We start from the raw sequence: 12,697 nt of genomic DNA, 5'->3' as shown, positions 1-12,697 counted from the left end.
TCATGATGCCGTGAGCACTCAGCAAATGGCGGCGTGACTCACGAACTTTTGCCGCCGACAATCCCGGCGCGGTTCAGTGACAATGGCGCGTCCTACATCGCCGGCGATCTGGCCGAATGGCTGGAAGACAAGGGCATGGACCATGTCCGCGGCGCGCCAAACCACCCCCAGACCCAGGGCAAGATCGAGCGCTGGCACCAGACCCTGAAGAACCGCATCCTGCTGGAAAACTATTTCCTGCCCGGCGACCTGGAGGCCAAAATCCAGGGCTTCGTCGACCATTACAACCACCGCCGATATCATGAAAGCATCGGCAACCTGACGCCGGCTGACGTCTATTTCGGCCGTGCCGCCACCATCCTGGAACGGCGCGCCAAAATCAAGAAACGAACCGTCCAACACAGGCGCTTGTGCCACCAACGCCAGGCCATTTAACATCAACCCGCAACGAGCCAGAACCTCCACTCACAAAATCATCCAACCGTCCCATTTGTTTCGACGACGGACACATGGGCGACTGACGAATATATCACCACGGAACATATTCTGAATTTTGGTACCAGACAAAGGCATTCTGACGTAGATCAACGGGCCGTAAGTTGATGATGCAAAATTGGAAAGGTGGCAAGATAGGGCGACAACACCAATAAACGAGTGGTGGGCGATAGGCTAAGGAACCATTTTAATCGGGATTTCTATGCAGCAATTTACCTGAATTGTCTTCTTGGCATAATGGTGTGTATTCCGCTTGCGCTTCTTTCCACTTAAGGTATTATGTGCATAGGGTCAAAAAGGAACATGCTATGAGACATAAAACTACTATCATTCCCCCTGCATATACTCTTCTTGGGCAAGAGCTTAAGGGAGGATGGAAGATAGTAGAGAGATTCAATTGGACTGTCGACTCAAGCGGTACTCCAGCGGGCGATTGGTATGGCCTTGGGGGCCATTTTAGTATTGGTTATGTAGTGGAGCGTGATGGCAGGCGTGCCTTTATGAAGGCCATAAATTTGGAGAAAATTAATCAATCAACGGATGTTCTGACCGCGATGAAAGAACTAACAGACACCGTTGAGTTCGAAAAAGCCATTCATCTTGAGTGCAATAAACACAGGATGGATAGAGTGGTTAGGGCTATTGATACTGGAGAAATAAAGCTAGGGCAGAACATACAGGATCGTGTTCCGTATTTAATACTTGAGCTAGCCGATGGAGATGTTCGACGGCGTCTGGAGACCGTAAAGCCGCAGTTTGCATTGCCATGGAAATTACGCGCTTTGCATCACGTGGCAACGGGTTTGATGCAGGTCCATGCACGTGACATTGCTCATCAAGATTTGAAGCCTTCAAATGTTATGAGTTTTGAAGCAGAATCTGTATTTAAGATCGGAGATTTTGGGCGTTCCTCCAAACGTGGCTTGGAGCCGCCTCATGAAGGGTGTGGAGTGGCCGGTGCATTGGCATATGCACCACCCGAACTTTTGTATGGCCATTTTGACTCTGATTGGAGAAGAAGAAGAGTTGGATGTGATCTATATCTCTTGGGAAGCATGGTAGTATTCTTTTTCCTGGGGCATGGAGCTACAGTCTTGACGATGGAAAAGATGTTGCCAGAGCATAAGCCAATAAGCTTAAATGGCCGATGGAATGGAACATTTATCGATGTTCTTCCGTATATCTCCACTGCCTTTGGAGATGTGATTCAGATCCTAAAAGATGAAGTTCCGAATGATCTTGTGGATGAAATTTTACCAATTGTAACTCAACTTTGTGAACCTGATCCACTTCTTCGTGGTCATCCAAAAGCTCGCGCTTTGCACTTTGGAAACCCCCATGACTTGTCCAGATACGTATCTAAGTTTGATCTGCTTGCAAAGCGCGCCGAGATTCTCGCTCGTAGGGGTGCATAATGATTCGTTCTGATGAAGATAAAGATCGTCTCATTCTGCCTCGGTGGCGACCGGTATCTGAGGCGGCTCAAGCTGGAGAGTTAGGTGCTGTGCCGGCGCCCATAAAGGCTGCTTCAACACAACAAGAAATAAAGAATGAATTCGACGAAAGAGTTAAAGAATGGCGTTGGGAACATTCTCTTGGAGCGGCAGAAGAATTGGTTGCTGCTTCTGTAGTATTTGGCTTTAAGTCCACTGATGTTGCGGATGCATCTGAGTTAATAGTAAATCATCATAATGTAATGCCATCATCAAAGATTCTAGCTCTGGGTTATTTAGGTCTGAAGTCTGAAGATGGTCGTCAAATAGGTTATAAGGAAACATCTATAGCAGCTCATATTCATAGAAGACGCAAGATACTTCAATGTTATCCCAGAAATTCAATACTTTTAACGGAAACGGCGCTGCTTCTTACTCAAATTGGTAGTGGGAAATCAGCAATTAAGCTGATGCGGCAAGCATTAGCATTAAATTCTAGCAATAGATATGTTTTTAGAAGCGCAATAAGGCTCTTCAATCATCTTGATCAAAATGATTATGCTCGGTTTTTGGTCAAAAACTCCAATTTTATCTATAGAGACCCGTGGCTTCTTTCGGCGGCGCTAGGGCTCTCTGAAAATAAAGACCCGATAGTAGACTTTAAGAGGGCTAGAAGTTTAGCAGGTGACTTGAATTTTAGTGCATTTGACCGTTCAGAGCTTGCGTCGGCAGTGGCAACAGTCCATTTTCATGCAGGGAGCCATAAGCTTTCACGGCAGGAATTCAGACGTAGTCTTGAGTCACCAACTGAAAATGCGGTTGCTCAAGCTGAATGGGCAAGTAGGCGTGATAGCGCGATTCAAATTGATTCGAGATCTATTCAAATGACGGGATCCTTTGAGGCGCAGGCATGGGAGTACTATATCGCTGGAGATTGGCAAAATAGTTTGTCTTCTACGGAAAAGTGGGTTTCTATTGAGCGATTTGACCCAGATCCGTATATATTGGGTAGCTTTATCTCTATATCTTTGCTTGGTGATTTGGAGAGATCACTTAAAATTCTTGATGACGGGCTGTTGGCCAACCCAAGCGATCCTGGACTTCTTAATAATGTCGCCGTTGCTCAGGCTTGTAGGGGCAATATTGATGCTGCCCATGCAAGTTTCATAAAAGCTCAAAGGCTCGCAAGCGACGTGTCAAGGGATATAACATTAAATGCTACAGCCGGATTAATAGAATTTAGGCGGGGTAATATCGATAACGGTATAAAGCTATACAATATGGCTTTGATGGGAGCAAATAAACATAAATTGTCTATGGAATGGCTACGTGTTGCCGCTCATTTTGCTAAGGAGCTAGATCGTATAGATCGGAATTCAGCGATTTTTGTCATAAATAAAATGGAAGATGCTATTGAGCATTTCGCAAAATTGAATAGAAAGATTTCTCCAGATATTGTTTGTATAAAGAACGCTATTGTTGGAGATGTTGGAAATATAAGTGAATCTGAATCTGATCTTTTCCAGAATATTATTGAATCAAGTCCAGAAATTACCAAGAGTTTAATTATAGAGCCATAGGTTATTTTGGATTTCGTGCTAAATCCAAATTTTTGTTGGTAAATCAGGTAATTTTTACGTCAGAACTTACTGCTGTGATGGTGATACTACTCGAGCACTTATAGGTGCGTGATGGATTTTCTTCGGTAACGCTAGGATTTTTGACCGGTGATCGGTGGCGATCAAGAACACTGAATTTGGAGTGAGCCCGATATATATTTCTTACGTGGAATCTAAGAAAACTTACATTTTCTTAGATTCCTTGGGAAAGCCGCAGAAACCTTGGGCCTCAATCACCTCTAGCTCTTTGCTGGTGTTGGAAATATAATTCTACAGCAGATTATATGTCCTATGTGAGGTTCCCGATGAAGCAGGCGAAAGTTCCCAGCGATGCCGAGTTCAAACGGGTCGTCGCGCTGACGAGCCAGAGGAAGCACGCGGTGCGCAATCGGATGGCTCTGATGTTGAGCTACTATGCCGGCATGCGGGTCGGTGAGATTGCCCAACTGACTTGGGCTGATGTGTTGTCGGTCAATGGGGCCGTCAAGGACCGCATCCTGTTGCGCGCCGAGACGACGAAGACCCAGGAAGCCCGCTTCGTGTTCGTCGGTGACAAGCTGCGCAGGGAACTGGAGCGTTACGTGGGGGCAGTGGGCCAAGCTGCGCCATCGGGGAAGCCCTTCTTGCGTTCGCAGAAAGGGAAGGGGTTCTCACCCAACACATTGTGCCAGCTATTCCGACAGCTTTACGCGGACGCGGGCGTTGATGGGGCGACGAGCCATAGCGGCCGACGGTCTTTCATCACGAAGCTGGCTCACACGGGTGTCAGTGCGAAGGTGATCATGACCCTTGCGGGCCACAAGCATCTTTCCACCACGCAGCGCTATATCGATGTCAACGATGAGATGCTGAAAAGCGCGGTAAACTTGGTTTGATGAAATGGCGACCCGATTTCCAGGTCGCCATTTTCATCAGCTAGGTTAACTATCACTGTACATGTCTGTTTGTGCCATAAAATCATAGGCTGGTGTATAACGTGGAGATATCGACTTCATGTGCTGAATGACATCGCGCGGATGAAGCCGTTTCGAATAGAAGTAATTCAAAACATTGGCCAGAGAATCGCGCTTTGGATCATAAAGGCGGATTTTGCTTGCAGGAATATCGCAGTGCTGTTCCCGCGGACCCCACAGTACCCTCACCACAGGCAAGAATTGATTCTCGCCGGGCTGAAGAACCGTACTCACATTCCGCTTGGCTGCCAATTCTTTGAAATCATCTGAATGCCGACCAACTGCCCACAGTGATATACCGTAGGCCAATTCTGTGAGTCGATATTTTACTTCATCTCGCCTGTGTTCATTCCCAGAATGACTATCTCGAAACTCCTCAAACTCTCGAATCAATCCAACGATAGATTCGTGTTTACCCCAACTATCTCCGGTAATGTGATATTGGGGTCCATACCCTTGTCCCTCTTCAGGGATTTCGAGGTATTTCTCCATTTTATTGTAGTCATAGTGATGACTATCGAGGAATTTATGGAACTCACAAGACGGTGGTTGCATAATGCTCACGGTGTTTACAGAAACACTCGAACTAACAGTGCTGATGCTCACATTTTTCTCCTATGTAAGATCACATTAACGCAGTGATCGTAGGCGATCAAAAAGACCAATTTTGAAAATTGACCTTCTTTCATTCAGACACGGCTTTCCTATGTCCAAAATCACCAACAGTTTTATTTGCTGTTGAGATGGAAATAGACCGGATTTCTTTCGATTCCGGCGAAAATGACTGTGTGTGAACGTGATGAACGGACTTTCTCACACTTTTGAAATCTGTCAACAAATTTTGTTGATAAATTTTTAGAAGGCGCGTTCCGCTGATTCGACCTGTCAGAGCAGGAGGGCTTCACTCTGAGTGAAGCCATACCGCTGAAACGGATGCGCCCCCTTTGAAGCGCATGCGTTTCAGCCTATTGGGTCTATGGATTTGATTCGGCCTATTTGGTCCAAACCGGACGCAGCTCGTCCTTCATGGTTTCCAGCTTCACATCGGCATAAAACTTCTCGATCATCTCAGCCGATGTGCCGGTGTTCTTCGCCAACAGGAACACGTCGACACCGTGCATGATCTGCTGGCTGATATAGTAGTGTCGGAACGAGTAGGCGCTTCTCCGGTTGCCACAATAATCAAAAAGCAGGTCCGCAGCCTTCAGAAGCTCGATGAGGCCCTTTTTCGGCGATTCCAGCCGCTTCCCATCGCGCCCGACAAATACGGGGTCTCGATCCCCTGGGGGCTTCTGGTCGTGGTCCTTGAGCCAGAAATCCCATAGCCAATCCAGATAGGTGTTAGCCTCTTCCTTTGGGACGAAGGTGCGGCTTTTCCCCTTCCCATGAACCCGGATACGAATCTCCTCCCGATGAGTAAATGCCTTGTCCCGAACCTGTCGGTAGCTCAGCACATCGCCCCAATTCAGGTTCTTGATCTCTGTCGGGCGCATGCCCGTATGAGCGGCCAGATTGATGTAGGCCAACAGGACCGCTCGATCCCGTCGCAGATAATCAGTTATCTCCAAATCAGAGACCCGCTGCACGGCCAGATCATGGAGCCGGCTGAATTCGCCAAGCGTGAAGCTGGGACGTGGATTCGCGGTGACCTTAGGTACGGACACCTCGGGGACCTGGGCGGCCTTCCAATAGCCCCATTTCGCGGCCTGACGCAGCAGGGCACGCAGAAGCACAGCTTCCCCTCTCTGACGGCTCAGGGAGGGCACGACCTTCGCTGCGGGCCGGCGCAGCCGCCTGCCGCTGCGCACATACTCGATATGGCTGACATCTTTACCGGGTCCTGTGATCCAGTAGCCCTTGCGCCATTCCAGATAGCGCGTGACGTCCGATTCCTTGATCGTATCGAAGGGCTTCTGACCGAAATAGCCGATGAAATAGCGGCGGATGATTGCGGGGAATTTTTCGCCATCGGTCTTGGATCGCTCGCCGCGTTCCGATTGGGTGATGATGTGGCTGATATATTCCTCAGCGACCTGTTCAAACGTGCGAACCTTCGCAGTCAATCCGCTGCGGACCCTGATGTGCGCCTCGAACCAAATCTGAAGCGCCCGCTTTTCAGCGATCTCACGAACTGGAGTGCCGAGGGATTTCCTGATCTGGCCGTGACCGCCAATCGAGAAGCGCACCGACCAGTTGGACGTGCCTTCGCGCTGGAATAGCTGGAAATCCGGTTCCCCAATATCCAATTGCAAGCCTCCACCAACGTCTGAAACCGTGCACTCCTACGATTACGCTGCTGGTGCTGCTGTGCTAGCACTGCGCTAATCGGGGCAACGCAGATGGTGGGAACCTGTTGGAAATGTTGAGCCAGGAAACCGACTGTGCTACCCTGTGCTACGCTAGCTTCTAGCGCAGTGGGGGACAAGCACCCTGTCGAATATTGCGTAAGCTATTGGAAATGTTGTAAAGTATGGTGCCCAGGGACGGAATCGAACCGCCGACACGGGGATTTTCAATCCCCTGCTCTACCGACTGAGCTACCTGGGCACATCTTACTTCGTACTCTCCGGGGGCGTTTTCGGTCACCGCCGCCGGTGTGGAGCGCCTTATAGACAAGGCATTGGGGGCTGTAAAGCATTGAATTGCGACATCCGCAAAAATTCTTACCCCGGCTCATCCTCGCCCGGCGCGTCCTCCACAGGCACACGGTAGACCTCGCCCAGCCAGCGCGACAGATCGACATCGGCGCAGCGTTTGGAGCAGAAAGGACGGAAATCCATCACGGGGGCCCGGCCGCAGATGGGGCAGCCGGCGGCCTTCCTGGGGCGGCGGACGGCGGACAGGTCGATAGGGTCGTCACTCATGGCAAGAACAGTCCCTTACAGCAGCAGGTCGGCCAGCGGCGGGCCGCGGCGGGCGCGGGTGACCTCCACCAGGCCCAGCCGCGACATGCCATAGACATGGGTGGCCACGGGGTCGTCACAAACGACCGATGACAGGCGCTGGATCACCGCCTCCCGGTCGCCGGCCCGCGCCATGTTCACGAAATCCACCACCACGATGCCGCCGATATTGCGCAGGCGCAACTGCCGGGCGATCTCCATACAGGCTTCCAGATTGGTGGCCAGCGGGTTGCCCCGCTCCCCGCCATTCACGTCGATGACGGTCAGCGCCTCCGTCCGGTCGATGACCAGGGAACCGCCATGGCCCAGATCGACGCGGCGGTCGGTCAGGCCTGAGATGGCGCTGTCCATGTCGCCCTGGTCGAACAGCGGCCGCGCGCCCTTGTGCGGGGCGATCAGGGGCAACAGGTCGGGCGCCAGGGCCATGGCAGCGGCCTTCACCGCCGACAGCATTTCCGGCCCCTCCACGATAATTTCCGCCAGCCCGTCGCGCGGCAGTTCCACCAAGGCGCGGCGCACCGCGTCGGGCGGGGGCAGAAGGGTGCCGGGGGACGAGGAACCGGAGGGGGTGCCTGCCGCCATGCGGGCCCGGTGTGCGTCGGCCAGCAACCCCTCCGCCTCCCCCAGGACGAGGGCGGGATCGGCATGCAGCGCCTCGGCCCGCACGATCCAGCCGCCCATGTTGGGCAGGGTGTCGGACAGGCGCTGGCGCAGGGCCGCCACCTCCGGTCCTTTCCCCAGGCGCTTGGAGATATGGATACCGTCGCCCAGCGGAGTGTAGACAAGGAAACGGCCCGGCAACGACAGGTCCATGGTCAGGACCGCGCCCTTGCCGTCATGGGCGTCGGCCTTCACCTGCGCGGTGACCATCTGGCCGGTGCGCAGCATTTGACCGATGCGGGCGTCACGGCGCTGGGGACGCACGTCGGAGACGGAAAGGAAACTTGGGACGCTGTCGCCGAATTCCACGAAGGCGGCATCCAGCCCCGCCACAAGACGTGTGATGCGGCCCTGGACGATGGCGCCCTGCCAGACGGGTCGGTCATCATGGTCGATGGCAAGGTCGGTCAGGACGCCGTCGGACAGCATGGCGCAGCGCCGCAGGGGCCCGCGCCGGTCGATCAGCAGCCGCCGGCGCATCAGCCCCCGATGGGGGCTTGGGTGGCGGCGTGCGTGGCGGCCAGTGCCAGCGCGTCGATACCCGCGGCGCGCAAGGCGCCCGCCACTTCCGTCAGGGGCAGGCCCACGACATTGCTGTAGCTGCCGGACAGCTGGCGCACGAACAGGCTGGCCAGCCCCTGGATGGCATAGCCGCCGGCCTTGCCCTTCCAGTCGCCGGTGGTGATGTACTGCTCAATCTCGTCACGCGACAGGGTGCGGAAGATGACCTGGCTTTCCACCACCCGGCTCCAGGCACGGCCATCGGCGGCGACCAGAGCCACGCCCGTATAGACGCGGTGGCGGCGGCCCTGCAACAGGTTCAGGCAGCGGCGCGCGGTATCGGCATCGTCGGCCTTGGGCAGGATGCGGCGACCCAGCCCCACCACCGTGTCGGCGGCCAGCACGATGGCGCCGGCATGGCGCGCGGCCACGATCCCGACCTTCTCCCGCGACAGGCGCTGGGCATGGGCCGTGGGTACCTCGTCCTTGTGGGGTGTCTCGTCGATATCGGCCGGATCGATGACGTCCGGCACCAGCCCGATCTGAGCCAGCAACTCCCGCCGCCGGGGAGAGCCGGAGGCGAGGATCAGGCGCGGACGAATGATGCCAGATGTCCCGGGCGTCGCCGCCGCGCGCGTCGTCATGATGTCCCTTCCGCTCACTTGAAGCGGAAGGTGATCCGACCCTTGGTCAGGTCGTACGGCGTCATCTCGACATTGACGCGGTCGCCGGCCAGCACGCGGATGCGGTTCTTGCGCATCTTGCCCGAGGTATGGGCGAGCACTTCATGTTCGTTATCGAGCTTCACGCGGAACATCGCGTTGGGCAGCAGTTCGGTCACCGTGCCGGAAAACTCGATCAGATCTTCCTTGGCCATGTTTTCCTGATTTCGGGATGGTAAAACGCGCACATAGGTGAGCGCCGGAGGGTCGCGGGTCAAGTGTTTTCAGCGCAAAGCAAGGACGTTCCTCGCGCTGGGCATGGCTTGGAACGGCGGCCAAGTCATGAGCTTCCGCTCACTCCACCCCGAACCGCTGCTTCAGCCGCTTCATCAGCGTGTCACGCACCTGACGATAGGCATCGAGTCGGGCCTCGCGGCTGCCCTCCACCAATGTCGGGTCGAAGGTGTTCCAGAATTCTACGTCGCACGCCGTGGTCCGGGTCATTTCCACGGCCCGGTGCTGGGCCTCCGGCGACAGCGAGACGACAAGGTCGAAACTGTCATCCTCCAGTTGCTCGAACGTCTTGGCCTTGTGGCGGGACATGTCCACGCCCAGTTCGGCCATGACGGTCGTCACAAAGGGGTCGATCTCCCCCTCGCGCACGCCGGCGCTGTCGACATAGATCTGCTTGCCCAGCAGCTTCTTCAACAGCCCTTCGGCCATGGGGGAGCGGATGGAATTGTAGGTGCAGGCGAACAGAACGCTGGAGATCCGGGTCGGGTTGGTCTCGGCCATCGCGACGCGACCGTCAGTTCCGGATATGGAGCACGCAGATGAGCGTGAACAGGCGCCGGGCCGTGTTCAGATCCATTTCGGCCTTGCCGGCCAGCCGCTCCCGCAGCAGTTCCGATCCCTCGTTGTGCAGGCCCCGCCGCCCCATATCGATGGCTTCGATCTGGGAGGGAGAGGCCGTCTTGATGGCTTTGTAATAGCTGTCGCAGATCATGAAATAGTCCCGCACGATGGTACGGAACGGGGTCAGCGGCAGGGTGATGCGGGTCAGCGCCTCGTCATCCTCCCGTCGGACATCGAAGACCAGACGGTTATCCTCGGTCGACAGGAACAGGCGGAAGGGGCCGACATCCGGCGTCTCGACCAGGGCGAAACGGTTCTCGTCCAGCAGGTCGAACAGGGCGACGGCGCGCTCATGCTCCACCTCCATGTTGCGGCGGATGACGTTCTTCTCCACCAACTCCACATGGACGATGCGGTGGTGCGGCGCGTTCATCATCCCTCCCCGATGGTGGCGTTCAGTTTTTATTAACCTGCCTGCCCAGCCATGCGCTTGGCAAGCCGGATCACGCGTTCGGCGACAGCCGGATCGCAACCGACAGGGCGTGCGCGCCCAAGCCTTCGGCATTGGCCAGTGCCACCGCGGCCGGGCCGATCTTCGCCAGGCTTTCCGGCGTGCAGCCCACCAGCGTGGTGCGCTTCATGAAATCCAGCACGTTCAGGCCGCTGGAGAAGCGGGCGGACCGTGCCGTGGGCAGCACATGGTTGGGGCCCGCGACATAATCGCCGATGGCTTCCGGCGTGTGCCGACCCAGGAAGATGGCGCCGGCATTGCGGACCCTGGCGGCCAGGGCATCCGGGTTGGCCACGGCCAGTTCCAGATGCTCCGGCGCGATGCGGTCGACCAGGGGTACGGCCTGGTCCAGGTCGTCCACCAGGATGATGGCGCCATGGTCGCGCCAGCTGGCACCGGCGATCTCCGCGCGGGGCAGGGTGGCCAGATGCGCATCCACGGCCGCCGACACGGCATCGGCGAAGCCGGTATCGTCGGTGATCAGGATGCTCTGGGCGGATGTGTCGTGTTCGGCCTGCGACAGCAGGTCGGCGGCGATCCAGGCCGGGTTGTTCTGACCGTCGGCGACCACCAGGATCTCCGACGGGCCGGCGATCATGTCGATGCCCACCGTGCCGAAGACCTGCCGCTTGGCGGCGGCGACAAAGGCATTGCCGGGGCCGGTGATCTTGTCCACCGGCTTGATGGTTGCCGTGCCGAAGGCCAGCGCGCCGACAGCCTGCGCGCCGCCGATGCGGTAGATCTCGGTAACACCGGCCAGCTTGGCGGCGGCCAGGACCAGTGGGTTGATCACACCGTCGGGCGTGGGCACCACCATGGCGATGCGCGGCACGCCCGCCACCTTGGCGGGGATGGCGTTCATCAGGACCGAGGAGGGGTAGGAGGCGGTGCCGCCCGGCACGTAAAGCCCGACGGCGCCCACCGGCGTCCAGCGCGCGCCCAGCCGCACGCCGGCCGGGTCGGTGTAGAAACTGGCTTCCACCGACTGCGTGCGATGGAAAGCCTCGATCCGCTCGGCCGCCAGCTTCAGCGCGTCCAGCGTGGCGGCATCGCACTGCGCCACGGCGGCGTCGATCTCTGCGGCTGTGAAGGCCATGCCGGCCTCGGTCAGTTCCAGCCGGTCCCAGCGCTTGGTATAGTCAAGCACGGCCGCGTCGCCGCGTGCCTTCACATCGTTCAGGATGGCGGTGACGGCGTTGTTCAGGTCTTCCTGGGTCTCGCGCTTGGCGCCCAGCAGTTCCTGGAAGCGGGCTTCGAAATCCGCGTCGCGGGTGGAGAATTTAACCGGCATTGCCGATGGCCCCATTGAAACGATCGATCCAGCCCTGGATTTCACCATGGCGCGTCTTGAACGCCGCCCGGTTGACGATGAGGCGGGAGGAGATGTCGGCAATATGCTCGATCTCCACCAGGCCATTGGCCTTCAGGGTCGTGCCGGTGGAGACCAGATCGACGATGCGCGAGCACAGGTCCAGATTGGGCGCCAGTTCCATCGCACCGTTCAGCTTGATGCATTCGGCCTGCACGCCACGCGCGGCGAAATGCCGGCGGGTGATATCCGGGTATTTGGTGGCCACCCGCACATGGGACCAGCGCGACGGATCATCCTTTTCCGACAGGTCCACCGGCTCCGCCACGGCGATGCGGCACTTGCCGATGCCCAAATCCAGCGGCGTATAGATCTCCGGATAGTCGAATTCCATCAGCACGTCGCTGCCGCACACGCCCAGATGCGCCGCACCGAAGGCCACGAAGGTGGCGACATCGAAGCTGCGCACGCGGATGATCTTCACATGGGGCAGATTGGTGTCGAACTTCAGGGCGCGGGATTTCGGATTGTCGAAATCGGCTTCCGGCTCGATGCCGACATGATGCAGCATCGGCCTCACCTCATCCAGAATCCGGCCCTTGGGCAGGGCCAGCACCAGCAGGTCATTGGCGGCAGGCGACATCATGTCCTGGGGTCTCCAGGTGGGGTTGCGACGGGCTGCTTACATGGCATGCCATTGCGCACCCGTCCACCCGCCGCTGCGAAGGGCCGGGTTGCGTGAAGCGTCAATCGGGTGGAAATGGCTGCGCGGCGACCGAACCGGCAGTGTAGGATA

Annotated in this window: 13 protein-coding genes, 1 tRNA gene and 1 pseudogene; 4 read left to right on the top strand and 11 right to left on the bottom strand. The window is 56.5% G+C overall.

The genetic code is table 11. The features are described 5' to 3' along the window. Positions 1-63: 63 nt before the first annotated feature. The 4 genes and pseudogenes from AC1Q7F_RS29860 to AC1Q7F_RS29845 form a co-directional block, all read left to right on the top strand. Positions 64-435 (top strand): annotated as a pseudogene (locus AC1Q7F_RS29860) (integrase core domain-containing protein); the annotation flags it as partial. Between the two features lie 368 nt (positions 436-803). After that, positions 804-1,910 (top strand): protein kinase domain-containing protein, encoded by a 1,107-nt coding sequence (locus AC1Q7F_RS29855; protein WP_492512208.1) that lies wholly within the window; start codon positions 804-806, stop codon positions 1,908-1,910. Then, positions 1,910-3,508: a hypothetical protein gene (locus AC1Q7F_RS29850; RefSeq protein WP_492512207.1), complete on the top strand. Its 1,599-nt coding sequence runs from the start codon at positions 1,910-1,912 to the stop codon at positions 3,506-3,508. Before AC1Q7F_RS29855 ends, AC1Q7F_RS29850 begins: the two co-directional genes overlap by 1 nt. A 344-nt stretch (positions 3,509-3,852) precedes the next feature. Beyond that, entirely contained in the window at positions 3,853-4,422 is a 570-nt protein-coding gene (locus tag AC1Q7F_RS29845) for a tyrosine-type recombinase/integrase (RefSeq protein WP_492512206.1), read from the top strand. Positions 4,423-4,467: 45 nt separating this feature from the next. Here the strand turns inward: AC1Q7F_RS29845 and AC1Q7F_RS29840 are convergent, their stop codons facing one another. The 11 genes from AC1Q7F_RS29840 to hisG form a co-directional block, all read right to left on the bottom strand. Beyond that, the gene (locus AC1Q7F_RS29840; protein ID WP_492512205.1) at positions 4,468-5,106 is read right to left on the bottom strand and encodes a hypothetical protein; all 639 of its coding nucleotides are present in this window, start codon (positions 5,104-5,106) and stop codon (positions 4,468-4,470) included. A gap of 386 nt (positions 5,107-5,492) precedes the next feature. Beyond that, positions 5,493-6,746 (bottom strand): tyrosine-type recombinase/integrase, encoded by a 1,254-nt coding sequence (locus tag AC1Q7F_RS29835; protein ID WP_492512204.1) that lies wholly within the window; start codon positions 6,744-6,746, stop codon positions 5,493-5,495. A 225-nt stretch (positions 6,747-6,971) separates the two neighbouring features. Beyond that, positions 6,972-7,047 (bottom strand) — tRNA-Phe (locus AC1Q7F_RS29830). Between the two features lie 116 nt (positions 7,048-7,163). Beyond that, a complete protein-coding gene (locus AC1Q7F_RS29825) occupies positions 7,164-7,364 on the bottom strand; it encodes a DNA gyrase inhibitor YacG (protein ID WP_492512203.1) in 201 nt (66 codons plus the stop codon). Between the two features lie 15 nt (positions 7,365-7,379). After that, positions 7,380-8,543 (bottom strand): ribonuclease E/G, encoded by a 1,164-nt coding sequence (locus tag AC1Q7F_RS29820; protein ID WP_492512202.1) that lies wholly within the window; start codon positions 8,541-8,543, stop codon positions 7,380-7,382. After that, positions 8,543-9,208, bottom strand: coding sequence for a Maf family protein (locus AC1Q7F_RS29815; RefSeq protein WP_492512201.1), 666 nt, complete (start codon positions 9,206-9,208; stop codon positions 8,543-8,545). Before AC1Q7F_RS29815 ends, AC1Q7F_RS29820 begins: the two co-directional genes overlap by 1 nt. Before the next feature lie 14 nt (positions 9,209-9,222). Continuing rightward, entirely contained in the window at positions 9,223-9,441 is a 219-nt protein-coding gene (gene infA, locus AC1Q7F_RS29810; protein WP_028097283.1) for a translation initiation factor IF-1, read from the bottom strand. A gap of 139 nt (positions 9,442-9,580) precedes the next feature. Next, positions 9,581-10,021 carry an arsenate reductase ArsC gene (locus AC1Q7F_RS29805; RefSeq protein ID WP_492512200.1) on the bottom strand — a complete coding sequence of 147 codons (441 nt, stop codon included), beginning with the start codon at positions 10,019-10,021 and terminating at the stop codon, positions 9,581-9,583. A 13-nt stretch (positions 10,022-10,034) separates the two neighbouring features. Next, on the bottom strand, positions 10,035-10,517 hold the full coding sequence (locus AC1Q7F_RS29800) for a UPF0262 family protein (protein WP_492512199.1): 483 nt from the start codon (positions 10,515-10,517) through the stop codon (positions 10,035-10,037). 67 nt (positions 10,518-10,584) lie between these two features. Continuing rightward, positions 10,585-11,883, bottom strand: a complete 1,299-nt coding sequence (hisD, locus tag AC1Q7F_RS29795) for a histidinol dehydrogenase (RefSeq protein WP_492512198.1) — start codon at positions 11,881-11,883, stop codon at positions 10,585-10,587. Further along, entirely contained in the window at positions 11,873-12,544 is a 672-nt protein-coding gene (gene hisG, locus AC1Q7F_RS29790; RefSeq protein ID WP_492512211.1) for an ATP phosphoribosyltransferase, read from the bottom strand. Before hisG ends, hisD begins: the two co-directional genes overlap by 11 nt. Positions 12,545-12,697: the final 153 nt, after the last annotated feature.

Source organism: Niveispirillum sp. GW835-FHT14G11, from assembly GCF_058793615.1.
Note: the sequence above shows the minus strand (reverse complement) of the source record. Positions and strands in the feature narration are given on the sequence as shown.